At 73.2% G+C, this 22,649-nt stretch carries 18 protein-coding genes and 1 pseudogene; 14 read left to right on the top strand and 5 right to left on the bottom strand.

The annotated features are described in order from the left end of the window. Window positions 1-412: 412 nt before the first annotated feature. The 4 genes from ACZ51S_RS25595 to ACZ51S_RS25580 all read left to right on the top strand — a co-directional run bounded on the left by ACZ51S_RS25595 (window position 413) and on the right by ACZ51S_RS25580 (window position 5,164). Window positions 413-1,249 (top strand): sulfurtransferase, encoded by an 837-nt coding sequence (locus tag ACZ51S_RS25595; RefSeq protein ID WP_468800840.1) that lies wholly within the window; start codon window positions 413-415, stop codon window positions 1,247-1,249. An 81-nt stretch (window positions 1,250-1,330) separates the two neighbouring features. After that, window positions 1,331-2,080, top strand: coding sequence for a DUF4097 family beta strand repeat-containing protein (locus tag ACZ51S_RS25590; RefSeq protein WP_468479951.1), 750 nt, complete (start codon window positions 1,331-1,333; stop codon window positions 2,078-2,080). Between the two features lie 113 nt (window positions 2,081-2,193). After that, window positions 2,194-4,590: an endopeptidase La gene (gene lon / locus ACZ51S_RS25585; protein WP_468962064.1), complete on the top strand. Its 2,397-nt coding sequence runs from the start codon at window positions 2,194-2,196 to the stop codon at window positions 4,588-4,590. A 133-nt stretch (window positions 4,591-4,723) separates the two neighbouring features. Beyond that, on the top strand, window positions 4,724-5,164 hold the full coding sequence (locus tag ACZ51S_RS25580) for a MarR family winged helix-turn-helix transcriptional regulator (protein WP_388939661.1): 441 nt from the start codon (window positions 4,724-4,726) through the stop codon (window positions 5,162-5,164). A gap of 14 nt (window positions 5,165-5,178) precedes the next feature. Here ACZ51S_RS25580 and ACZ51S_RS25575 read toward each other — a convergent pair whose 3' ends face one another. Further along, complete coding sequence (locus ACZ51S_RS25575; RefSeq protein WP_468479949.1) at window positions 5,179-5,952, bottom strand: protein phosphatase 2C domain-containing protein; 774 nt, start codon at window positions 5,950-5,952, stop codon at window positions 5,179-5,181. Between the two features lie 379 nt (window positions 5,953-6,331). Between ACZ51S_RS25575 and ACZ51S_RS25570 the strand changes: the two genes are divergently transcribed. The 5 genes from ACZ51S_RS25570 (at window position 6,332) to ACZ51S_RS25550 (ending at window position 12,329) form a co-directional block, all read left to right on the top strand. Next, complete coding sequence (locus ACZ51S_RS25570; protein ID WP_468479948.1) at window positions 6,332-9,487, top strand: sensor histidine kinase; 3,156 nt, start codon at window positions 6,332-6,334, stop codon at window positions 9,485-9,487. Next, window positions 9,484-9,960 (top strand): roadblock/LC7 domain-containing protein, encoded by a 477-nt coding sequence (locus tag ACZ51S_RS25565; protein WP_468479947.1) that lies wholly within the window; start codon window positions 9,484-9,486, stop codon window positions 9,958-9,960. Before ACZ51S_RS25570 ends, ACZ51S_RS25565 begins: the two co-directional genes overlap by 4 nt. Next, a complete protein-coding gene (locus ACZ51S_RS25560) occupies window positions 9,957-10,340 on the top strand; it encodes a DUF742 domain-containing protein (protein ID WP_468479946.1) in 384 nt (127 codons plus the stop codon). Before ACZ51S_RS25565 ends, ACZ51S_RS25560 begins: the two co-directional genes overlap by 4 nt. Beyond that, on the top strand, window positions 10,321-10,974 hold the full coding sequence (locus ACZ51S_RS25555) for a GTP-binding protein (RefSeq protein WP_468479945.1): 654 nt from the start codon (window positions 10,321-10,323) through the stop codon (window positions 10,972-10,974). The genes ACZ51S_RS25560 and ACZ51S_RS25555 overlap by 20 nt, the downstream gene beginning before the upstream one ends. 77 nt (window positions 10,975-11,051) lie before the next feature. After that, window positions 11,052-12,329: a styrene monooxygenase/indole monooxygenase family protein gene (locus tag ACZ51S_RS25550; RefSeq protein ID WP_468962062.1), complete on the top strand. Its 1,278-nt coding sequence runs from the start codon at window positions 11,052-11,054 to the stop codon at window positions 12,327-12,329. On the opposite strand, the gene ACZ51S_RS25545 is transcribed toward ACZ51S_RS25550, so the two are convergent. Next, window positions 12,263-13,498 carry a C40 family peptidase gene (locus ACZ51S_RS25545; RefSeq protein ID WP_468962060.1) on the bottom strand — a complete coding sequence of 412 codons (1,236 nt, stop codon included), beginning with the start codon at window positions 13,496-13,498 and terminating at the stop codon, window positions 12,263-12,265. The genes ACZ51S_RS25550 and ACZ51S_RS25545 overlap by 67 nt on opposite strands. Window positions 13,499-14,148: 650 nt before the next feature. On the opposite strand from ACZ51S_RS25545, the gene ACZ51S_RS25540 reads away from it, so the two are divergent. Both ACZ51S_RS25540 and ACZ51S_RS25535 read left to right on the top strand, forming a co-directional pair. Next, window positions 14,149-15,399: a helix-turn-helix domain-containing protein gene (locus tag ACZ51S_RS25540; protein WP_468962058.1), complete on the top strand. Its 1,251-nt coding sequence runs from the start codon at window positions 14,149-14,151 to the stop codon at window positions 15,397-15,399. A 232-nt stretch (window positions 15,400-15,631) separates the two neighbouring features. Continuing rightward, window positions 15,632-15,885, top strand: a pseudogene (locus ACZ51S_RS25535) (hypothetical protein). 556 nt (window positions 15,886-16,441) lie between these two features. Here the strand turns inward: ACZ51S_RS25535 and ACZ51S_RS25530 are convergent. Both ACZ51S_RS25530 and ACZ51S_RS25525 read right to left on the bottom strand, forming a co-directional pair. Then, a complete protein-coding gene (locus tag ACZ51S_RS25530) occupies window positions 16,442-16,900 on the bottom strand; it encodes a hypothetical protein (RefSeq protein WP_468478983.1) in 459 nt (152 codons plus the stop codon). Then, the gene (locus ACZ51S_RS25525) at window positions 16,900-17,289 is read right to left on the bottom strand and encodes a DUF6325 family protein (protein WP_468478984.1); all 390 of its coding nucleotides are present in this window, start codon (window positions 17,287-17,289) and stop codon (window positions 16,900-16,902) included. Before ACZ51S_RS25525 ends, ACZ51S_RS25530 begins: the two co-directional genes overlap by 1 nt. A 106-nt stretch (window positions 17,290-17,395) precedes the next feature. Here ACZ51S_RS25525 and ACZ51S_RS25520 point away from each other — a divergent pair, with 106 nt between their 5' ends. Both ACZ51S_RS25520 and ACZ51S_RS25515 read left to right on the top strand, forming a co-directional pair. Continuing rightward, entirely contained in the window at window positions 17,396-18,835 is a 1,440-nt protein-coding gene (locus ACZ51S_RS25520) for an FtsW/RodA/SpoVE family cell cycle protein (protein WP_468478985.1), read from the top strand. Beyond that, window positions 18,832-20,292, top strand: a complete 1,461-nt coding sequence (locus ACZ51S_RS25515) for a penicillin-binding transpeptidase domain-containing protein (protein WP_468962056.1) — start codon at window positions 18,832-18,834, stop codon at window positions 20,290-20,292. Before ACZ51S_RS25520 ends, ACZ51S_RS25515 begins: the two co-directional genes overlap by 4 nt. A gap of 115 nt (window positions 20,293-20,407) precedes the next feature. Here the strand turns inward: ACZ51S_RS25515 and ACZ51S_RS25510 are convergent, their stop codons facing one another. Then, window positions 20,408-21,517, bottom strand: coding sequence for a ferritin-like domain-containing protein (locus ACZ51S_RS25510; RefSeq protein WP_468478987.1), 1,110 nt, complete (start codon window positions 21,515-21,517; stop codon window positions 20,408-20,410). A 199-nt stretch (window positions 21,518-21,716) separates the two neighbouring features. Between ACZ51S_RS25510 and ACZ51S_RS25505 the strand changes: the two genes are divergently transcribed. Then, the gene (locus tag ACZ51S_RS25505) at window positions 21,717-22,646 is read left to right on the top strand and encodes an AurF N-oxygenase family protein (protein ID WP_468478988.1); all 930 of its coding nucleotides are present in this window, start codon (window positions 21,717-21,719) and stop codon (window positions 22,644-22,646) included. Window positions 22,647-22,649 lie beyond the last annotated feature (3 nt).

The following is a 22,649-nucleotide window of genomic DNA, read 5'->3' as shown; positions in this document are numbered from 1 at the left end:
GGCGCCTGTTCCGGGTATGTCCTGCGGAGCGGTACCGGGCGCCGAATTCATCTCGTTTTAGCCCCGGACGACACCCCACCCCGTCCCCGCCCCCTCGCGTAGCCGTTTGGCCGTCCCGCCGCTTTGGCCTCGCAGGCGTGCTGCCGGCAACTCCAGCTTTGTCGGCAAACCCAGCCTCGCCGGCGTTTGAGGCGTGGGGGTCTGGGGGCTGGCCCCCAGGAGACGGTCCGCAGACGGGCGGGCTGCGCAGGCACATCCAGCCCCGCCGGCGTTTGAGGCGCGGGGCCGGGGCGGAGCTCCGGGGAACGGGGGAAGGGCGGGCAGGGGAACGGCCCCGCGCAGCGGTGGCGGCGGCCACGGCGACGCTGCGTTAGAAAGGGGGGCCGGCCCGTACCGACCCAGGAGGCCCCGCATGACCGTGACCGAGATACCCGGCCCCCTCGTCGGGACGGACTGGCTCGCCGCGCGCCTCGCAGAGGTCGTGGTGCTCGACGCCTCCGTCGGGGCCCACCGCGCCGCCCCCGCGAGGATCCCCGCCGCGCGGCCCTTCGACCTCGACGGCGCCCTCTCCGACCACTCCGCGGCGGCCCCGCACACGATGCCCTCCCCGGCGGCGTTCGCCGAGGCGCTGCGGGGGCTCGGGGTGGACGACTCCGACACGGTGGTGGTCTACGACGGTGCCGGGATCTACTCCAGCGCCCGGGCCTGGTGGATGCTGCGCGCGATGGGCTTCGACCGGGTGGCCGTGCTGGACGGGGGCCTGCCCGCGTGGGCCGCGGCCGGGCTGCCCGTCGAGGCCGCGGCGGCGGCGTACGACGGCCCGCGCGGCTCCTTCACCGCCCGGCCCCGCGCCGGGCTGCTGGTGGACGCCGCAGCCGTCTCGGCCGCCCTCGCCGACCCGGCCGTCGCCGTGCTCGACGCCCGTACCCGGGAGCGCTTCGCCGGCACCGCGCCGGAGCCCCGGCCGGGGCTGCGCGGCGGGCACATGCCGGGCGCGCTGAACCTGCCGTTCGGCGAGCTGCAGGGGCCCGGCGGGCTGATGCGCCCCGCCGGGGAACTGCGTGAGGTCTTCGGGGCGTTGGCGGGGGAGCGGGAGCGGCTGTACTTCAGCTGCGGTTCGGGCGTCACGGCCTGCGTGCTCGCGCTGGGCGCCACCCTCGCCGGGTACGAAGGGCTGGCGGTGTACGACGGCTCGTGGAGCGAGTGGGGCCTGCCCTCGGAGCTGCGGCCGGTGGTGACCGGGCCCTGACCGGGGGTGGGGTTAACCCCACCGCGGCTCCGGATACCTGCACCAGCGCGGGCGGGCCCCCGGCTCGGCAGACTCGGCCGCATGCGCACTTTGACCCGTACCGTCCTCGCCGCCACCGCCGCGGCCCTCCTCCTGTCGGGCTGCTCGTTCGTGGAGGAGGCCAGGCTGAAGACCGCCGACGCGGACACCACCGTCGCCGAGGCGGTCACCGCGGTGGAACTGACGGGCCTTCGGCGGGGTTCCGTCGAGGTCGTGCCGGGCAGCGGCCCCGGGGTGGCCGTCCGCCGGGTCGTGCACTACCGGGGCGACACCGCGCCCGTGCCCGGTCAGCGGGTCTCGGCCGGGGTGCTGCGCTTCACCGACGGCTGCCCGGGCGACGGGGACACCTGCTGGGTCGACTACCGGCTGGAGGTGCCGGCCTCGGTGAAGCTCACGGCCGGCAGCAGCAGCGGTGACATCAGGGTGACGGGCGTGGCCTCCGCCGAGCTGGAATCCTCCTCCGGCGACGTCCGGGCCGAGCGGATCACGGGCCCGCTGAGGATCCGTACCTCCTCCGGGGACCTCAGGGCCGAAGGCCTGTCCGGCTCCGAGTTCGAGTTCCGGTCGGGCTCCGGGGACGCCACCGTCGGCTTCGAGGAGGCGCCGGCCTCGGTGTCCTTCACCACCGGCTCGGGCGACGTGACCCTGCGGACGCCGCAGGCCCCGTACCGGGTGTCGGCCACCACCGGCTCGGGCGAACGGGACGTGTCCCTCGCCGACGCCCCCGACGCCCCCTCCCGCATCACGGTGCGCACCGGCTCCGGCGACATCCGGCTTTCCGCAGCGAGCTGACGGCGCGTCGCGCTCCGGTGTTGTTCGCCCCCGGCGAACGGGTGTTGGGGAACAATGGGCGACGCAGAAGCATTGAGTCGGCATAGCTCAACTTCACTGCCGGAGGGAAGATCATGGCTTCGACGTCCGTAACGCTCACCCTGCCCGTACTGCCGCTCGACGACGAGGTCGTACTGCCCGGGATGGTCGTTCCCCTGGACCTGTCCGACGCCGAGGTGCGCGCAGCCGTCGAGGCGGCGCAGGCGGCGGCCGGGACCGGGAAGCCCCGGGTGCTGCTCGTGCCGCGGGTCGACGGCACGTACGCGGGGATCGGAGTGCTGGGGACCGTCGAACAGGTCGGGCGGCTCTCCGACGGGGATCCCGGGGCGCTGATCCGCGGGCGCGGCCGCGTCCGGATCGGCGCCGGGACCACCGGGCCGGGAGCGGCGCTCTGGGTCGAGGGGGAGACCGTCGAGGAGAAGGTGCCCGACCCGCTGCCCGGGGCCGTCGCCGAGCTCGTCAAGGAGTACAAGGCCCTCGCCACCAGCTGGCTCAAGAAGCGCGGCGCCTGGCAGGTCGTGGACCGGGTGCAGCAGATCGAGGGGGTTTCCGCCCTCGCCGACAACAGCGGGTACTCGCCGTTCCTGACCGTGGCGCAGAAGGTGGAGCTGCTGGAGACCATCGACCCGGTCGCCCGGCTCCGGCTCGCCGTCAAGGCGCTCACCGACCACCTCGCCGAGCAGGACGTCGCCGAGTCCATCGCCAAGGACGTCCAGGACGGCGTCGACAAGCAGCAGCGGGAGTTCCTGCTGCGCCGCCAGCTGGAGGCGGTTCGCAAGGAACTGCGCGAGCTGGGCGGCGACAAGGAGGGCGAGGAGTCCGACGACTACCGGGCCCGCGTCGAGGCCGCCGACCTGCCCGAGAAGGTGCGGGAGGCCGCGCTCAAGGAGGTCGACAAGCTGGAGCGGGCCAGCGACCAGAGCCCGGAGGGCTCCTGGATCCGCACCTGGCTGGACACGGTGCTGGAACTGCCGTGGAACGAGCGCACCGAGGACGAGTACGACATCCAGGGCGCCCGGGCGGTCCTCGACGCCGAGCACGCGGGGCTGGACGACGTGAAGGACCGCATCACCGAATACCTCGCCGTGCGCAAGCGGCGCGGCGAGCGGGGGATGGGTGTCATCGGGGGCCGCCGCGGGGGCGCCGTGCTCGCGCTCGTGGGCCCGCCCGGCGTCGGGAAGACCTCGCTCGGCGAGAGCGTGGCCCACGCCATGGGCCGCAAGTTCGTGCGCGTGGCCCTCGGCGGCGTGCGGGACGAGGCCGAGATCCGCGGCCACCGGCGGACCTACGTCGGCGCCCTGCCCGGCCGTGTCGTGCGGGCCATCAAGGAGGCCGGGTCCATGAACCCGGTCGTGCTCCTCGACGAGATCGACAAGGTCGGCTCCGACTTCCGGGGCGACCCGGCGGCCGCCCTGCTGGAGGTCCTGGACCCCGCGCAGAACCACACCTTCCGGGACCACTACCTGGAGGTCGAGCTGGACCTCAGCGACGTGGTCTTCCTCGCGACCGCCAACGTCCTGGAATCCATTCCCGAGGCCCTCGCCGACCGCATGGAACTGGTCCGCCTCGACGGGTACACCGAGGACGAGAAGATCGTCATCGCCCGCGACCACCTGCTGCCCCGCCAGCTGGAGCGCGCCGGCCTCACCGCCGAGGAAGTGGACCTCCAGGAAGACGCGCTGCGCAAGCTGGCGGGCGAGTACACCCGCGAGGCCGGCGTGCGCACCCTGGAGCGGTCCATCGCCCGCCTCCTGCGCAAGGTCGCCGCCCAGCACGAGCTCGGCGAGCGCGAGTTCCCCTTCGCCATCGGGGCGGGCGAGCTGCGCGGCCTGATCGGCCGGCCGCACCACGTCCCGGAGTCCGCCCAGGACCCCGCGGAGCGGCGTACCGCGGTGCCCGGCGTGGCCACCGGCCTCGCCGTGACCGGGGCCGGGGGCGACGTCCTGTTCGTCGAGGCCTCGCTCGCCGACCCGGAGACCGGCGCCGCCGGGCTGACCCTCACGGGCCAGCTGGGCGACGTCATGAAGGAGTCGGCGCAGATCGCCCTCAGCTTCCTGCGCTCGCACGGCGCGGAGCTGGAGCTGCCGGTCGCCGACCTGAAGGACCGGGGCGTGCACATCCACTTCCCGGCGGGCGCCGTCCCCAAGGACGGCCCGAGCGCGGGCATCACCATGACCACCGCGCTGGCCTCGCTGCTGTCCGGCCGCCAGGTGCGCACGGACGTGGCCATGACCGGCGAGGTGTCGCTGACCGGACGGGTGCTCCCGATCGGCGGGGTCAAGCAGAAGCTGCTCGCCGCGCACCGGGCCGGGCTGACCACCGTGATCATCCCCAAGCGGAACGAGGCCGATCTGGACGACGTCCCGAGCGAGGTGCTGGAGGGGCTGGAGGTGCACCCGGTGACGGACGTACGCCAGGTGCTGGAGCTGGCCCTCGCCCCGGCCGTGGTGTCCTTCGGCAAGGCCGCCTGACCGGCCCCGGCCCCTTCTCCGGCAGCCCGGGGGACCCCCACGGCGGGGCCCCGGGCCGCCGGCGCGCACGCTGCGAAATACTGGTCCCGAACAGGGGTGCCACGGTGCGCCCCGCCATCGATGGGAGCGGCACGTGCACGGCAGCGAAGACCAGGAGTTCCTCGCCCTGGAGCGGGAGCTGTCCGTCTTCCTGAGGCGTGCCCGGGCCTCCTCCGGCGAGATGGCCCGCGCCCTGCACCCCGAGCTGGAACCGGCCGCGTACGGTCTGCTGGTCCGGCTGGAGGCGGCCGGCCGCCAGCGGGCCACCGAGCTGGCCGCCTACTTCGGCGTCGGCAAGGCCACCATGAGCCGCCAGCTGCGCGCCCTGGAGGTGCTGGGGCTGGTGGCCCGCGAGCCGGACCCCGCGGACGGCCGCGCCTTCCTCGTCGGCCTCACCGCGGAGGGCCGGGAGCGGTTCCTGCGGGTACGGGGGGCCCGGCGCGAGCGGTACATGCGCAAGCTGGCGGACTGGGACCGGGGCGAGGTCGCGGAGCTGGCGAGACTGCTCAACCAGCTGAACTCCGGCGAGGAGTAGCCCGGCCGGGCGGCTCACAGCTCCGCGTACACCGCCGAGGCGTCGTCGTGCCGCTTGTACCGGGCCGGCGGGCGCAGCGGATCCGACTCCACGGCCCGGACCCGCCCGATCAGCCCCTGCGCGCCCTCCTTGCGCAGCACGTCCAGGCAGGCCGCCCAGTCGCCCTCCCCGAACGTGTCCGTCCAGCGGCTCGCCCCGTCCGTCAGCGCCGCCACCGCCCGCACCTCCGCGCGCGGGGTGCGCCCGGTGACGGCCCGGGCCGCCACCGCCGGGTCCGCGGCCGCCGTGAAGAAGCCCCCCTCGGCGTTGCGCAGCGCGTCGGTCGCCGCCACCGAGCCGCGCACCTCGCCCGGCACCCGGTCCAGCCGGTCGTCGAGCACCGGCGTGACCGCACCGCCGGGTCCGCGGAGGAGGAGCACGGAGTCCGAGAGCACGAGGTGCTCCACGTGCGCCTCGTCCCAGCGGACCATCACCACCGTCGCCTGCGGGGTCCGGACGTGAGAAAGGTCACAGGTGTCGCGGTGTGCGTCGGCGGTGTCGTCGATGGCCCGGGCCAGGACCGCCTCCAGGGGCATGTCCCGCCGCGATCCGGACAGTTCGGTCAATCGGCCGCCGAGCCGGGTGGAGAACCAGGGCACTCCGTGCACGCATCCGTCGTCCCCGCGGGGCGGGGTGACCCCGTCCAGGACGATCACGACGCCCCCTCCCGAAGCGGGCGCCGACGCCGACACCCAGTCCTGATTGGGGTGTTCCGGATTGCCGGGTTCGGAGGCCAGGTCGATGCGCATGCGGGCATTCTGCCCGGCGTTGGCCGGCGGAAGGGGGCAGGTCCGTACCAATGCCGGGAGTGGGGTGCCGGACCGTCCGACGCCCCCGCCCGCCCGCTCCCCGCGACATGTGGGCGCGCATACTGCCAAAGCCCGCCGCGTTCTTTCAACCACCCGTCCACGGCGGGCCCCTGACACCCGGTGCCCGAGTTGGTCGGCCCCTCCTCCGTGATGTTCACTCCTTCGAGTGGCCGGGTGGGCGATGTGCGGCTCTCCTCCCAACACACTGCGAAGGTCTGAGGCGGTACGAGGGGGCAGGGGGCGTTTACTTGTTGACCGGCCGTAACCTCGGCCACACGAGTAGACGAGCACGAGCACACGTACAGGATTGCGAGCACCGGTGCAGAAGAAGCGGTCTCGGAAGAACGGCACCGCCAGCGCCGACGGACCCGCCAAGGCAGGACGGCGCGTACGCGTCCGCAGCAGGCTGGTGGTCGGGGTAGCAGTCGCCGGACTCACCGTCCTCGCGGCAGGCACCCCCGCCGTCGTTTCCGCCACGAGGGAACTGAACGACTCCCAGCGCCTGGTCACCCTGGCGGAACAGACCCGGCACGCCCTCACCCTCGCCCACCTCCTCGGCGACGAGCGCGACGCCGTCGTCGAGTACGCGGCCAAGGGCCGGCCCGGCAACGCCAAGGGCGCCGTCGACGAACGCACCGCGCGCACCGACCGGCAGATCGCCGAACTCAAGCCGGAGGCCGACGCGGAACTCGCCCGCGCCCTCGGCAAGGTCAAGGCCGTCCGCGCCGAAGCCGTCGACGGCAAGGGCACCGCCCTCGCCGCGCACCAGGCCTACGCCGGACTCCTCACCGAACTCCTCGCGCCCGGCGACCGCCTCGCCGAACTCACCCCGCCCCGCGCCGAGGCCGCCCTGGCCGTCACCCGGCCCATGGCCCCCCTCGGCCAGGCCGTCGACCAGGCCTCCGCCACCCGCGGACTGCTGCTCGCCGCCCTGTCCGTCCCCCGCGCCGAGCAGGCCCCGAACTCCGCCGTCGCCGACGAGCTCACCGGCGCCGCCCAGCGCTCCCGGGTCCGCGAACAGGCCGCCCTCGACGACTTCGCGCGCGCCGCCCGGCCCGGCGTACGCCAGACCCTCGCCGCCACCGTCACCGGCCCCGAGGTCAAGGCCGCCGAGGACCACCTCAAGCGGCTCACCGACCGGCCCACCCTGACCCCGGCCGACCGCAGGGCCACCGACACGGGCGCCGTCTCCGCCGCCCTCACCGCCCGCATCGACCGGATGCGCTCGGTGGAGTCCACCCTCGCCGGCGACCGGGCCACGGCCTTCACCACCCTGCGCGACGACGACGTGACCCGGCTGGAGCTGATGGTCGCCGGACTCGGCGTCCTCTTCCTCTTCGTCGTCGGCTTCTCCACCGCCGTCGCCCGCTCCCTCACCCGCCCGCTCTCCGTGCTGCGCCGCGGCGCCGAACGGCTCGCGACCCCCGAGGGCTCGCAGGAGCCGGTCCGCTTCACCGGCCGCAACGACGAGTTCGCCGAGGTCGTGCGCCACCTCAACGCGGTCCGCGAACAGACGGTCGCCCTGCACACCAGGGTCGCCGGGCTCGACGCCGACCGCCGCCGCCTCATCGGCCGCAACGAGGCCCTCGCCGGCGGCCGCGACGCCCTGGAACAGGAACTCAAGCAGCTGCGCGCGGGGCTGGAAGAGCACCGCCGCATCATGTCGACCACCTCCGTCTCGCTCTCCCTGCGCACCCTCGGCCTCGTCGAGCGCCAGCTCGCCGTCATCGAGGAACTGGAGTCCAAGGAAGGCGACCCGGACCGGCTCGCCACCCTCTTCAAGCTGGACCACCTGGCGACGGTCATGCGCCGCCACAACGAGAACCTGCTGGTCCTCGCCGGACAGGAACACGGCCACAGCCAGAGCCTGCCCGTGCCCCTGGTCGACGTCATGCGGGCCGCCGTCAGCGAGATCGAGCGCTACGAGCGCGTCGACCTCGCCGCCATGCCCTCCTACACCCAGATCGCCGGGCACGCCGCCGACGACATCTCGCACGTCCTCGCGGAACTCCTCGAAAACGCCACGACCTTCTCCCCGCCCGACGCCAAGGTGAAGGTGTCCGGCCGGCTGAACGACGCCGGCGACGTGGTCCTGTCCGTCGTGGACGAGGGCATCGGCGTCACCGAGGACCGCCTCGCCTCCCTGAACACCCGCCTGGCCACCCCCGACGCCTACGACGAGGAACCCGAGGCCGAACACGGCCTCGGACTCGGCCTGTACGTCGCCGGACGGCTCGCGGCGCGCCACGGCGTCACCGCCGAGCTGCGCACCGGCCGGCACGGCGGGCTGGAGGCCCTGGTCGTGGTCCCGGCGGCCCTGCTGCCGGACACCCCGCCGGCCTCCCCGGTGCACACCCTGGGCACGCCGGGCGCCCCCGCGTTCCAGCTGCCCGGCGTCATCGCCGAGGCCAACGAGAACACCCTGCCGCCGCGGCTGCGCACGGCCGCGGCCGAGCAGGGCACGGCCGGCGAGGCCGGCCCGGACGGCGAGCCCGCGGCCCAGGCCGGGCCGGTGTCCGTGGACGCGGAGCCCGCCAAGGTGGTCACGCTCGCCGAGGCCTTCGAGGCGGAAGCGGGCGAAGCGGCCGGAGCCGGCCAGGACCCGGCAGGGCAGGAGCCGTCCGGGACCGAGGCCTCCGAGGCCGGAGCCTCCGAGACCCACGAGACCCACGACTCCCACGAGACGCACGAGTCTGACGACTCTCACGAGTCCTACGAGTCCGACACCTTCGACGCCGGTTCGCTGGTGGCCGAGGCCTTCGGGGCCGGGGCCTTCGCCGAAGCCCGGCCCGCGGCGGCGCAGCCGTACCCGGACGCCGGGCTCCCCCCGGCCGACCAGGTCTTCACCGCCGCCGCCCCCGACGCCGGACAGGCCGCCGGCGCCGAGCCCGCCAAGGTGGTCACCCTGGCCGAGGCCTTCGACGAGGAGGCCCCCGCGGCCGAGGCGCCGGGCGGAGCGGGTCCCGAGCAGGAACTGCTCGCGCGGGTCGTGGCCGAAGCAGATGCCGAGGCCTTCGCGGTGGCCGACCCCGGGCACGGGGACGCCGTCGGGGGAGCGGACACCGCGCCCGGTGCACCCGTACAGGACGAAGGACACACCGAGTCGGCGTCCGACGCCGAACGGTCCAGCCACCGGCGGGCCGCCGACGCGGAGGACGGCTTCGTCCCCCGCCAGGGCAGCCACCCCGAGCCCATGGCCGAGCCCGCCACCGAAACCGTCACCGCCAAGGGCCTCCCCAAGCGGACCCCCCGCTCCGTGGCGGCCCCCGGCACCGCACGGCCCGCCGCGGCCCGCCCCGCGCCGCGCCGGGTCGACGCCGAGGAACTGCGCCGCCGGCTCGGCGGGTTCTACCAGGGCGCCCAGGACGGGCGCCGGGTCGTCGCGGCGGAACTCGCCCAGGACCGCCAGGACCCGCAGGACCGGGGGCAGGGGCACACCGACCAGGGGGACAGCGCACAGGAGGCACGCACATGACCGCGCCCAGTACGTACGGACTGAGCACCCAGGCCCGCAACCTGCAGTGGCTGCTGACCGACCTGGTCGAGGAGGTGCCCGGCGTCAACTCCGTGGCCGTCGTGTCCTCGGACGGGCTGCTGCTGCTCTCCTCCGAGCCGACGGCGGAACCCGCCCCCGGCGGCCGGCCCAAGGGCCCCCGCGGCGCCTCCGCCGACCTCGCCACCATCGTGTCCGGGCTCGGCAGCCTCACCACCGGCGCCGCCGCCCTCATGGAGTTCGGCACGGTCAAGCAGACGATGGTCGCCATGGAGAACGGCTCCGTCTTCGTCATGTCCATCAGCGACGGCTCCCTGCTCGGCGTGCACGCCACTCCCGACTGCGACATGAGCGTCGTCGCCTACCACATGGCCCTCTTCGTCGGCCGCGCCGGCCACGTCCTGACCCCCGAAGTCCGCAGTGAGCTGCGCCAGTCGATGGAGAAAAACCCGTGAGGAGTACGGCCTCCGACCGGCTGCCGATACGCGGCGCCGACCGCCGCCCCGCCCGCGTCCGCCCGTACTCCCTCACGGGCGGCCGCACCCGCTTCACGCAGGTGCTGCTGGTGGAGACCTTCGTCGCCACGCTCGACGGCGGCCCGGCCAAGACGCCCGACCGCATGCCCGAGATGCGCGCCATAGTCGAGGTGTGCCGCCGGATGCGCACCATCGCCGAGATATCCGCACTGCTGAAGCTGCCGCTCGGCGTGGTCCGGGTCCTCGTCGGCGACCTCGCCGACCAGGGCCGGATCCGCGTCTACGGCACGGGCCACGGCACCGGCCGGCCCGACCGCGCGCTGCTGGAAAGGGTGCTCAGTGGCCTCCGCCGTCTCTGACTTCGCCTCCGCCGTCGCCGACGCCCCCGGGACGCCCGGCCTCCTGGACGACGAGCCCGTCCAGCCCTGGCAGTACGACCGCTCGCGCGCGCCCGTCGCCGTCAAGGTGCTGGTCGCCGGCGGCTTCGGCGTCGGCAAGACCACCTTCGTGTCCTCCGTCTCCGAGATCACCCCGCTGCGCACCGAAGCGGTGATGACCCAGGCCAGTGTCCCCACCGACGACCTGACCGGGACCCCGGACAAGAACACCACCACCGTCGCGATGGACTTCGGGCGCATCACCCTTGACGACGACCTCGTGCTCTACGTGTACGGAACCCCCGGCCAGGAGCGGTTCTGGTTCATGTGGGACGACCTCGTGCGCGGCGCCATCGGCGGCCTGGTGCTGGCCGACACCCGCCGGCTGCGCGACTGCTTCCCCGCGCTGGACTACTTCGAGACCTGCGGCCTGCCGTACGCGGTCGCCGTCAACCATTTCGAGGGCTCGCGCTCCTACGACGTGGAGGACGTGCGTGAGGCGCTCACCATCCCGCCGCACGTACCCGTCGTGATCATGGACGCGCGGCGCCGGGACACGGTCGTGGAGTCCCTGCTGACCCTGGTGGGCCACGCGCTGGACGCCACTCCCGCATAGGCGGGCGCGGTGCGCGGACGCCGCGCGCGGGCCCGGCACGTGCCGAAGAAACCCTTCCCCCGAATCGAGAACGTGAGATGCGCAAGATACTCGTCGTCGGGGCCGGCCAGTCCGGTCTCCAGCTCGCCCTCGGCCTCCAGGCGAAGGGGTACGAGATCACCCTCATGTCCAACCGCACCGCCGACGAGATCCGCACCGGGCGGGTCATGTCCACGCAGTGCATGTTCGACACGGCGCTCCAGCACGAGCGGGACCTCCAGCTGAACTTCTGGGAGAGGCAGGCCCCGAAGATCCAGGGCCTGGGCGTCTCCGTCGCCGCCCCCGACGGCTCCCGCGCCATCGACTGGCTCGGCCGCCTCAAGGGACACGCGCAGTCCGTGGACCAGCGGGTGAAGATGGCCGGCTGGCTCGACACCTTCACCCAGCGCGGCGGACAGCTGGTCATCCACGGCGCGTCCGTCGCCGACCTGGACTTCTTCTCCCGTACGTACGACCTCGTCCTCATCGCCGCCGGCAAGGGCGAGCTCGTGTCGATGTTCGGCCGGGACGCCGCGCGCTCCCCCTACGACGCCCCGCAGCGCGCGCTGGCCGTCGCGTACGTCCACGGCCTCGGGCCGCGCCGCGAGCACCCCGAGACGGAGGCCGTGCGCTGCAACCTGGTCCCGGGCGTCGGCGAACTGTTCGTCATGCCGACCCTGACCACCTCGGGGCGCGCCGACATCCTGTTCTGGGAGGGCCTGCCGGGCGGACCCCTGGACGTCTTCAAGGGGGTCAACGATCCCGCCGAGCACCTGTCGCTCACGCTGGAGCTCATGGAGAAGTACACGCCGTGGGAGTACGCGCGGGCGACGAAGGTCGAGCTGACGGACGCGGGCGGCACGCTCGCCGGCCGGTACGCGCCCGTCGTTCGCAACCCCATCGGCCGCCTCCCCGGCGGCGGCCTGGTCCTGGGCGTCGCGGACGTGGTCGTGGCGAACGACCCGATCACCGGCCAGGGCTCGAACTCGGCCGCCAAGTGCGCGGCCTCATACCTCTCCTCGATCCTCATGCACGGCGACAAGCCGTTCGACGAGGCGTGGATGAAGGCGACCTTCGACAAGTACTGGTTCACCACCGGCAAGCCGGTGACCCAGTGGACCAACGCCATGCTGGGCGTCCCCCCGGAGCACGTGCTGAACCTGATCGGCGCGGCCGGGCAGCTCCAGCCGGTGGCGGACCGGTTCGCCAACGGCTTCGACAACCCGGCCGACTTCGACGCGTACTTCTACGACCCCGAGGACACGGCCGACTACCTGGCGGAGGTCTCCGCCTCCGCCGCCGGTTCTTCCGCCGCCGGCCCTTCCTCCGACGAGTAGCCCGTGTCGTCCCCCGCCGTCGCCGCCTCCGGGAGCGGCGGCGGGGTGAACTCCTTCAGCGGCGTCCCCTCGGGGTCCGGGCGGACCGCCCCGAGCAGCGGGTTCGCGGCGATCGGAGACACCTTCACGGTGGCCCCCGGGCGCGGTGCCTGGATCACCTTGCCGTCCCCGATGTACAGGGCCACATGGGTGGCCTTCGGGAAGTAGACCACCAGATCGCCCGGGCGCAGCCGGTCCAGCGGCACCCGGGTCAGCCGCGCCCACTGCTCCTGGCTGGTCCGGGGGATGGACCGCCCGGCGTGCTCCCAGGCCCGCGAGGTCAGCCCGGAGCAGTCGAAGGAGGCCGGACCCTCGGCGCCCCACACGTACGGCTTGCCGATCTGCGCCGCCGCGTACCGCAGGGCGGCCCCGCCGGCGGCGGTCGGCGTCCCCGTACGGGCGGGCAGCCGGCCCGAGTCCACCAGCGTGCGCTGCGCCCCGGCCGTCACGGCCGCCTCGCGCGCCCCGAGCCGGGCCAGCTCCTCGGGGGTGAGCGCCGCCAGCAGCCGCTCCACCTCCTTGAGCCGGCCGGTGACCTCCTGCTGGGCCCGCTTCTGCTGCGCGGCGAGGGCCCGCTGGTCGTCGAGGGCCTTGCGGGCCGCCCCGGCGAGCGTTCCCGCCTGCTTGCGGTCCCGTTCCAGCCGCGCCACGACCGCCGCCCGCCGGGCACCCTCGCGGGCGGCGAGCCGTCGCTGGTCGACGGCCTGCTGGGGATCCCCGGAGAGCAGCAACCGCAAGTACGGGGAGAGGGCGCCGCCGTGGGCCCCCTGGTACTGCTCCCGGGCGAGGCGCCCGGCGGTGGCCCGCTCGGAGTCGAGGGCGGAGCGGGCCCTGCCGAGTTCGGTGGCGAGGCGTTCCTCCTCCGCCCGGCGGGCCTTGAGCGCCGCTTCGGCGGCGTTGTAGGCCTCGCTGGCCTCCTCGGCCTTCTGGTAGAGGCCCTGCAACCGGACGAGCAGCTCCCCGACCCCGCGAGCGGGCGCGGCGGCGGGTGCGGTGCGGGCTTCGGGGAGGGCGCCTTCGGCGACGGCAGGTTCGGGGCGCGGGGCGGGCTCGGCGTGGACGGCGGGCGGGGGGCCAGCGGTGACGAAGACGGCGGCGAGACAGACGATCCGCAGTAGTCGTTTTGTCATGTAATCACCTCCGCCGCCCGATGCTGCCACGCGAACCCGCCCCCTCCGCCGAGCACGGCTGGCGGGTCGAGGGCGGTCACCCGGTTGGGGGTGGCGGGGTGGGGGCTGCGGGGGACGGGGTTTCGGCGGGGCGGCGTCAGGGCCGGTATGGGGGTCTCCCGTCAGTCCCATCGTCCTTCCGTGTCGTGCCGGTCCCTCAAGGGCGCTCACTTCGTTCGCGTCGCTTCGCGATGGCCTTCGGCCACCCTTGACCGACCGTCCCGCCCCGGAAAGCCGAAAGACTGCCGGGAAGCCCCCAAAGGAACGGTCACGGGGCACGAACGGGAGGGGCGGGTCCCTCAGTGACGAGGCGGGCGGCCGGGCGCCGGCCCGCTCCCAAATCCGGGCCCCGAAGACCCCCGGCCGTCCACCCCCGCGCATCAGACCGCTACGCGCTCCTCCCGGTTCAGCGTCCGACGGCCGTCGTGGGCTGGTACCCGCACGAAATGACGACCACAGCCCCATCCGGGAGCGGTGGGCGCATCAGATCGCTACGCGCTCCTCCTGGCATGGCGTCCCACGGCCGTTCGGGGCTGATGGTTTTGAGCACCACAAATGCGCCTGGCCCATAGGCTGTTCGGTGTCGAGCTGCACAGAGAAGGGGCAAGGCCGTGTCTTCCGATGCACCCCCCGACCCGTACGACAACCCCGTCGCATTCGGGCAACGTGTTCAGATCTACCGCACTCGCCGGGGTATGACCCGTGAACAGCTGGCCGGGCTCCTCGGCCATCATCCGTCGTGGGTCAAGAAAGTCGAGACGGGTGCCATGAGAATGCCGAGACTGCCGGAAATCCTAGCCATCGGCCAAGCCCTGCGTGTCCGCCGGCTCAATGACCTGGTGGGCGACATCGGTACGGCGCAGAACACCGATCTGTTCCTCGGGCCCGGGCATGACCAGTTGCCTGCTGTCCGTGCGGCGCTCACCGACTTCCCGGCCAGTGGGGACCGACGGGCCCCCTCCCAGGCGTTCCTGCGGGCGGCTCTGGACGCTGCCTGGGCCGCACGGCACAAGGCGTCGAACCACCGGGCGGTCATCGGTGCCCTGCTGCCAGGGCTGATCCGGGACACGCAGCTCGCGGTGCGGCAGGCGGAGACCGCTGCCGAGCGCCGGGGTGCGCTGCGCCTCAAGGCGGAGACGTATTTCCTCGCCCAGTTCTTCGTCGCGTACCAGCCGGACCCCTCGTTGCTCTGGCGGGTCGCCGATCGCGGTATGAGTGCCGCGCAGGAATCCGAGGACCCGCACGCCGTCGGTGTCGCTGCCTGGCTGTCCGTGCAGGCGCACCGCGATTCCGGCCAGTACGACGAGGCGGACGACGTGGTCCAGCAGGCACTGCGACTGCTGGAGCCCGGTCTGGCGGATGCGGCCGTGGAGGTCCGGGCGATGGTCGGCGCGCTGAGGGCGGAGGCCGGCCTGACCGCAGCGAAGCGCCGCGAGACCGGGGCCGCCTGGGGGTGGTGGGAGCGAGCGGACCGCGTGGCCAAGGGGCTTCCCCAGGGCTACTTCCACCGGGTGACGAGCTTCGGCCGCCCGGTGATGGGCGCGCACGGCGTCACCGTGGCGGTGGAACTCCGCACCGGCGGTGAGGCCGTACGGCAGGCCGCCGGTGCGGAGACGGCGGTAATCCCGTCATTGCCACGCCGGGCCCGCCATCGCATCGAGCAGGCACGCGCCTACCAACTGGACGGACAGCCGGACGTGGCCCTCGCGACGCTGGAACAGGCCCACGCAGTGGCTCCGGACACGACCCGGTACAACGGCTACGCACGGGCCATCGTGCTGGAGGAGACAGCCTCGCGGCTGCCCGAACGACGGCAGCGAGCCAGTCGCCTGGCGGTGGACATCGGTCTGCTGGCCGCGTAGGAGGGAGGGGCCGGAACCGGGCCCCTTCTCTCCGGCACCCCTCCTTAACGTCGTAGTTCAACACCCTGACGACGGTAGGAGTGGCCCGTGAACCTGTGCAGCTGTGCCCGCGACGAAGCCTCGGACACCCTTGTGGTGAGGGTGGAGGTCATGGCGGAACCCAGTACGGATCTCCTCGACCGGGCGTTGGCCGGCTGGGAGCGCTTCCTCGGCACCTTCGCGGGGGCGCGCGATGAGTGAGTGCTACGAATACGTCCCCCACCGGCTCCTCCGCCAGCGCGTGCGCGACATCGCTTCGGGTACCGAGGGCATCCTGATGGCAGTGATCAACGAGAACGTCTCGAACACCGGTATCGAGCGCTGGATGGAGCTCGCCTACATCCGTGGCGCCTCGGGACGCGAATTCACCACCGCCGTGACCAACGTCCAGCCCGCTTATGACAGTCCAAGACGGCCGCCGGTCGCCGAGACCCGAGGAGCGCGTAGCGATCTGACGCGCCCACGGTCCCGGATGGGGCCCTGATCGTCATTCCGTGCAGGTATCAGGCCCAGACTGGCCGGCGGAGGCTATGCCGAGAGGAGCGCGTAGCGATTTGTCGCGCCCACCGCTCCCGGATGGTGTCCTGATCGTCATGTGGTGCGGGTATCGGCCCAGGGCGGTCGCCAGACGCTAAGCCGGGAGGAGCGCGTAGCGATCTGGCGCGCTTGGGCGCTTCCATCGCTGATCTGGTCGGCATGTCGTGCGGGTGGTGGGCTCCGGCCCGGATTTCCATGTCTGGCGGGCCCGAACGCGGGACATGGCCAGGGCCCGGCCCCTCGTCTCGTCACTGAGGGACCCGCCCCTCCCCTTCCTGCCCCGTGACCGTTCTTTTGGGGGGTTCCCGGCAGTCCTTGTCTTTCCGGGGCGGGACGGTCGGTCAAGGGTGGCCGAAGGCCATCGCGAAGCGACGCGAACGAAGTGAGCGCCCTTGAGGGACCGGCACGAACCGGAAGGACGATGGGACTGACGGGAACCCCCCGAACCCTCCCCGGCGCCGCCCCGCTAAGGCTCCGTCCCCGTGCTCCCGCTTCCCAGCAGGAGGGCCTTCGCCCTGGTGAACTCGTCCCGCGTCAGGAGGCCCTCGCGGGTCAGGTCTGCCAGCTGCGTCAGCTCCGCCACCAGGCCGCCGGCCGGCGGTGGACCGCCCCCCGCTCCCACCCCGCCCGCCTCGGGCGCTTCCGCCGGGCCCGGCTGCTCCTCCGCCTCGGCGACCGGTCCCGGACCCGGCGCCTCCTCCCCGTACCCGCCCTCCCCGAACCCGTCCCCCTCCCCGAACTCGCCCTCCTCCCCGAACTCATCCCCGTACTCGTCCCCGAACCCCTCCACCACCGCCTCACCGGTGTCCTCCGCCTGGGCCCACTCCGCCGCGCCCGCCGCCCGCCGCAGCAGTCCGCGCAGGAGCGGGCGGCCCGCCGGGCGGACCGCCGCCTTCACCGTCACGCCCACCGGCCGGATGAACATCACGCCACCCCCACCCGCTCCGCCGGGACGCGGACCGAGCCCACGATCCGCCCGCCCGCGGCCCGTACGGCGATCGCCGCGTCCTGGGCCCAGACGTGCTCGACCACCAGCAGCAGCGCGCAGCTGCCCCGGTCCAGGAGCTCCGCCGCCTCCTGCACGTCCTCCGGGCCGATCAGCCGGGCCACGTCACGGCCGGCCAGGATGCCCCGCAGCTCCACGAACTCGTCGAACTCCGCCGCCAAGACCTCCCCCGACGCCGTCTTCGTCGTGACGAGCCCGTCGATCAGGCGGACCACCCCGGTCTTCCGCAGGCCCATCACGGCCTCGACCGCCGGGACCCGCAGTTGTTCCTCGGGGAAGGCGAGGACGATGAATTCCACAGGTCCCATGCGCCGGGGCTCCTCACTCCTGTCGCTGCTGACCGTTTCTGACGACTCTTCGGCACCCTATGACATAAGCGGACATACCAGCCGCGACCTTGCTACGTTTCCCCGTATGACCGCTCTGACGGCGAAGGTGACGGAGCCCGCTCCGTCCCCGCCCCCCGACGGCCGTGCCGCCAAGCGCCGCGGCATCGAGCTGACGCTCCTCGCGGGCGCGGTCCTGATCTCCGTACTCGGCCACCTCTACGTCGGCCTCGCGGCCGACGGCGCGGCCGGCCGGGCGGGGGCCTCCTACCCCGACGCCCCCTACCCCGCCGCCCCCTACGCCGCCGGGCTCGGGGGAGCGGCGCTACTCGCCCACCTCGCCGTCCGGCTCAGGGCCCCGTACGCCGATCCGCTGCTCCTCCCGATCGCGGTCCTGCTCAACGGGCTCGGCCTGGTCCTCATCCAGCGCCTCGACCTCGCCACCCCCGGGGACCCCGGCGCGGAGGACCAGCTGCGGTGGTCGGCGCTCGGGGTGGTGCTCTTCGTCCTCGTGCTCGCCCTGCTGCGCGACCACAGGGTGCTCCAGCGGTACGCCTACCTGTCCGTGACCGCCGCTCTCGTGCTGATGCTCGTCCCCGTCTTCTTCCCGGCCGTCAACGGCGCCCACATCTGGATCCGCTTCGCGGGGCTGTCCTTCCAGCCCGGGGAGTTCGCCAAGATCCTGCTGGCCCTCTTCTTCGCCGCCTATCTCGCCGCGAACCGCACCGCCCTGGCCCTCACCGGCCGCCGGCTCTTCTGGAAGCTGCGCCTCCTGCCCGGCCGGGTGCTCGGGCCGATCCTCGCGATCTGGCTGCTCAGCGTCGGGGTGCTCGTCCTGGAGCGGGACCTGGGGACCTCCCTGCTCTTCTTCGGTCTCTTCGTGATCATGCTGTTCACCGCCACCGGGCGGATCGGCTGGATCGCCATCGGGCTGCTGCTCGCCGCCCTCGGCGCGTACGCCGTCGGGACCTTCGAGCCGCACGTGCACAGCCGCGTGGACGACTGGCTGAATCCTTTCGCCTCCATCGAGCGCGGCGACGGCCCCGGCCAGCTCGCCCAGTCCCTCTTCGCCTTCGCCGCCGGCGGCCTGCTCGGCGCCGGGCTCGGGCACGGCCAGTCCTTCCTCATCGGCTTCGCCGCCAAGTCGGACTTCGTCCTCGCCACCGCCGGAGAGGAACTCGGCCTCGTCGGCCTCACCGCCATCCTGCTCCTCTACGGGCTCCTCGTGTCCCGGGGGTTCCGGGCCGGGCTCGCCCTGCGCGACCCCTTCGGGCGGCTGCTCGCCACCGGACTCGCCTCGATCGTCGCCCTCCAGGTGTTCGTCATCGCGGGCGGCGTCACCGGCCTCATCCCGCTGACCGGCATGGCCATGCCCTTCCTGGCACAGGGCGGCTCCTCCGTGGTCACCAACTGGATCATCGTCGCCCTGCTGGTCCGGCTCAGCGACAGCGCCCGCAGACCCAGACCCGGACCGGGAGCAGGACCGGGAGCAGGACCCGGCCCGGAACCGGGGGAGGCCCACGCGTGATCCGCTACATCCGCTGGTGCGCGTACTTCTGCGCCCTGCTGCTCGCCGCCCTGCTGGCCAACGTCGCCCGCGTCCAGGTGTGGGAGTCCGCCGCCTACGGGGCGAACCCGGCCAACAAGCGGCCCGCCATCGCCCGCTACGCCGAACCGCGCGGGGACATCCTGGTCGACGGCAGGCCCGTCACCGGCTCGCGCGACAGCGGCCAGCTGCTGCGCTACGAGCGCACCTACACCGACGGCCCGCTCTACGCGCCCGTCACCGGTTTCTCCTCCCAGACGTACGGGACGAGCTTCGTCGAACGTTCCGAGGACGCCGTCCTCTCGGGCACCGACCCGGGACTGTCCGCCTTCCCGCTCTGGTACGAGCTCTCGCGCGGCCGCCCCGGAGGCGGCAACGCCGAGACCACCCTGCGCGCCGCCGTCCAGGAGGCCGCGTACCGGGGTCTCGGCGGCAAGCGCGGCGCGGTGGCCGCCATCGAGCCGGCCACCGGCAGGATCCTGGCCCTGGTCAGCAGCCCCTCGTACGACCCGGGCCTGCTCTCCGGCACCGGTACGCGGGTCAAGGCGGCCTGGGCGCGGCTGAACGCGGACCCCGCCAGGCCGATGCTCAACCGGGCGCTGCGCGAGACCTATCCGCCGGGATCCACCTTCAAGATCGTGACGGCGGCCGCCGCCCTCGACGCGGGCGTGGTCACCGATGTGGACGCCCCCACCCGCACCCCCGACCCGTACCGGCTGCCCGGCACCAGCACCGTGCTGCCGAACGCGGCCACCGGCTGCGCGGAGGCCTCGATGGCGGAGGCCGTGCAGTGGTCCTGCAACACGGTGATGGCCGACATCGGGGTGCGGGTGGGGCTGCGCGCGATGGCGGAGGCGGCCGCCCGCTTCGGCTTCAACGACGAAGGGCTGCGGGTGCCCTCCTGGGTGTCCCGGTCCAACTTCGACACCGACATGAGCCGGGACCAGCTGGCGCTCTCCTCGATCGGGCAGTTCAACACCAGGGCCACCCCGCTCCAGATGGCGATGGTCGCGGCGGCCGTCGCCAACGGCGGCGAGCTGCGGAGCCCGTACCTGGTGGACCGCACGACCCGGGACGACGGCTCCCTGCTGCGCCGCGCCGACCAGCGCACCCTGGGCCGGGCCATGAGCCCGTCCACGGCGCTGCGCATGCAGGAGCTGATGGTGAAGGTGGTGGAGGACGGCACCGGGCGCAACGCGGCGATCCCCGGCGCCCGGGTCGGCGGCAAGACCGGCACCGCCCAGCACGGCGTCGGCAACGCCGGCACCCCGTATGCCTGGTTCATCGCCTGGGCCCGCGCGGAGGGCGAACCGCAGCCGGCGGTGGCGGTCGCGGTGGTGGTCGAGGACGCCTCGGCGGTGCGCGGGGACATCAGCGGCAACGGCGCGGCGGCCCCGATCGCCCGGGCGGTGATGGAGGCGGCGCTGGCGGGACGCTGACGCGCGAGGGGCGGCGCCCCGGGGGCTGGGGGCCTTCGGGGCGGGGCGTCCTCAGGCCCGGGGCGTCCTCAGGCCCGGGGCGTCCTCGGGCCCGAGCGCCTCAGGTCTGGGCCCCTCAGGCCTGGGCGGCGCCCTCCTGGATGGCGGCCTCCACCTCCGCCACCCGCTCCCGCTCCTCCGCCGCGAAGCGCTCGCGGTCCAGGGTCTCGGCGATCTCCTCGTCCTGGGTCATCAGCAGGTCGAGGTTGGAGTCGCCCATCTCGAAGACGCCCATCTCCAGGTACGCCTTCTGCAGCCGCTCCCCCCAGAGCCCGATGTCCTTGACGCAGGGCACGATCCGGCTGAACAGCAGCTTCCGGAACAGGTGCAGGAACTCGGACTGCTCGGTGTACTCCACCGCCTCCCGCCTGGGGACGCCGAAGTTCTCCAGCACCTCCACCCCGCGCAGCCGGTCGCGCATCAGGTAGCAGCCCTCGATCACGAACTCCTCGCGCTCGCGCAGTTCGGCGTCCGTCAGCTGCTTGTAGTAGTCGCGCAGGGCCATCCGCCCGAAGGCCACGTGGCGGGCCTCGTCCTGCATCACGTACGCGAGGATCTGCTTGGGCAGCGGCTTGTCGGTGGTGTCGCGGATCATCCCGAAGGCGGCGAGCGCCAGCCCCTCGATGAGCACCTGCATGCCCAGGTAGGGCATGTCCCAGCGGGAGTCGCGCAGGGTGTCGCCGAGCAGCCCCTGGAGGCTGTCGTTGATCGGGTAGAGCATCCCGACCTTCTCGTGCAGGAAGCGCCCGAAGATCTCCGCGTGCCGGGCCTCGTCCATGGTCTGGGTCGCGGAGTAGAACTTCGCGTCCAGGTCCGGCACTGACTCCACGATGCGCGCCGCGCACACCATCGCGCCCTGCTCGCCGTGCAGGAACTGGCTGAAGTTCCAGGCGCTGTAGTGCCGCCGCAGCTCGCCCTTGTCCCGCTCGGTCATCCCGGCCCAGTGGCGGGTGCCGTGCAGCGTCAGCATCTCGTCGGGGGTGCCGAGGGGGTCGTACGGGTCCACCTCGATGTCCCAGGCGATGCGCTTGGCGCCGTCCCACTGCTTGTCCTTGCCCTTCTGGTACAGGGCGAGGAGGCGGTCGCGGCCCCCGTCGTACTCCCAGCTGAAGCGGGCCGCACCGGAGGCGGGGACCGGCCAGACGCTCTCCTGCGGGGCCTGGGTGTAGAACTCGTGCGTCGACACGGATGCCTCCTCGTCTCGCGTACTCGCGTACTCGCGCTCGCGCGCCTCGCGTACTGCCGTGCGGGAGTGGACAGTTGGCAGCGTCACACGTTGGTAGACGCGGGGTCAACAAGTCGTGCGCGGGGGATTGACGACCTTGCTGACAGGCAGTCTCATAAGAGGTGACCGCAGGTAACCCGACCGCGAGGGACCCGGAGCCATGACGACCGTGACGGAACGAGCCGCGCTGAGGGACGCCCTCGGCCTCCTCAAGGACCGCGAGCAGATCGCCGAACGACTCCTCGAGTCCTCCGCCAAGCACTCCTTCGACCCCGACCGGGAACTCGACTGGGACGCCCCGCCGGTCGACGGCAAGTACTACTGGCCGCCCGAGCTGCTCTCCCTCTACGACACCCCGATGTGGAAGAAGATGGGCGAGGAGCAGCGCATCGACCTCTCCCGCCACGAAGCGGCGTCCCTCGCCTCCCTCGGCATCTGGTTCGAGATCATCCTCATGCAGCTCCTGGTCCGGCACATCTACGACAAGCCACTGACCAGCAACCACGTCCGGTACGCACTCACCGAGATCGCCGACGAGTGCCGCCACTCGATGATGTTCGCCCGCATGATCCAGAAGGCCGGAGCCCCGGACTATCCGGTCACCCGGCTAAACCACAACCTCGCCCGCATCCTCAAGACGGTCTCCACCACCCCCGGTTCCTTCGCCTGCACCCTCCTCGGCGAGGAGATCCTCGACTGGATGCAGCGCCTTACCTTCCCGGACGAGCGCATCCAGCCCCTGGTCCGCGGAGTGACCCGGATCCACGTCATCGAGGAGGCCCGGCACGTCCGGTACGCCCGCGAGGAACTGCGCCGCCAGATGCTGACCGCCCCGCGCTGGGAGCAGGAACTCACCCGGATCAGCTGCGGCGAGGCCGCCCGCGTCTTCTCCGTGGCCTTCGTCAACCCGGCCGTCTACGAGAACGTCGGCCTCGACCGGCGCGAAGCCGTCGCCCAGGTCAAGGCCAGCGGCCACCGCCGCGAGGTGATGCAGACCGGCGCGAAGCGGCTCACCGACTTCCTCGACGACATCGGCGTGCTGCGCGGCGTCGGCCGCAGGCTCTGGCGCAGCTCGGGCCTCCTCGCGTAGCAG

This window comes from Streptomyces sp. NPDC034043 (genome assembly GCF_055575675.1).
Note: the sequence above shows the minus strand (reverse complement) of the source record. Positions and strands in the feature narration are given on the sequence as shown.

Excerpts from the sequence above, each read along its gene's own strand:
- ACZ51S_RS25595 (WP_468800840.1), top strand. The coding sequence starts at position 413 with ATGACCGTGACCGAGATACCCGGCCCCCTCGTCGGGACGGACTGGCTC.
- lon (WP_468962064.1), top strand. The coding sequence starts at position 2,194 with ATGGCTTCGACGTCCGTAACGCTCACCCTGCCCGTACTGCCGCTCGAC.
- ACZ51S_RS25525 (WP_468478984.1), bottom strand. The coding sequence starts at position 17,289 with ATGGGACCTGTGGAATTCATCGTCCTCGCCTTCCCCGAGGAACAACTG.
- ACZ51S_RS25505 (WP_468478988.1), top strand. The coding sequence starts at position 21,717 with ATGACGACCGTGACGGAACGAGCCGCGCTGAGGGACGCCCTCGGCCTC.
- ACZ51S_RS25575 (WP_468479949.1), bottom strand. The coding sequence starts at position 5,952 with ATGCGCATCGACCTGGCCTCCGAACCCGGCAATCCGGAACACCCCAAT.
- ACZ51S_RS25520 (WP_468478985.1), top strand. The coding sequence starts at position 17,396 with ATGACCGCTCTGACGGCGAAGGTGACGGAGCCCGCTCCGTCCCCGCCC.
- ACZ51S_RS25565 (WP_468479947.1), top strand. The coding sequence starts at position 9,484 with ATGACCGCGCCCAGTACGTACGGACTGAGCACCCAGGCCCGCAACCTG.
- ACZ51S_RS25590 (WP_468479951.1), top strand. The coding sequence starts at position 1,331 with ATGCGCACTTTGACCCGTACCGTCCTCGCCGCCACCGCCGCGGCCCTC.
- ACZ51S_RS25550 (WP_468962062.1), top strand. The coding sequence starts at position 11,052 with ATGCGCAAGATACTCGTCGTCGGGGCCGGCCAGTCCGGTCTCCAGCTC.
- ACZ51S_RS25545 (WP_468962060.1), bottom strand. The coding sequence starts at position 13,498 with ATGACAAAACGACTACTGCGGATCGTCTGTCTCGCCGCCGTCTTCGTC.
- ACZ51S_RS25530 (WP_468478983.1), bottom strand. The coding sequence starts at position 16,900 with ATGTTCATCCGGCCGGTGGGCGTGACGGTGAAGGCGGCGGTCCGCCCG.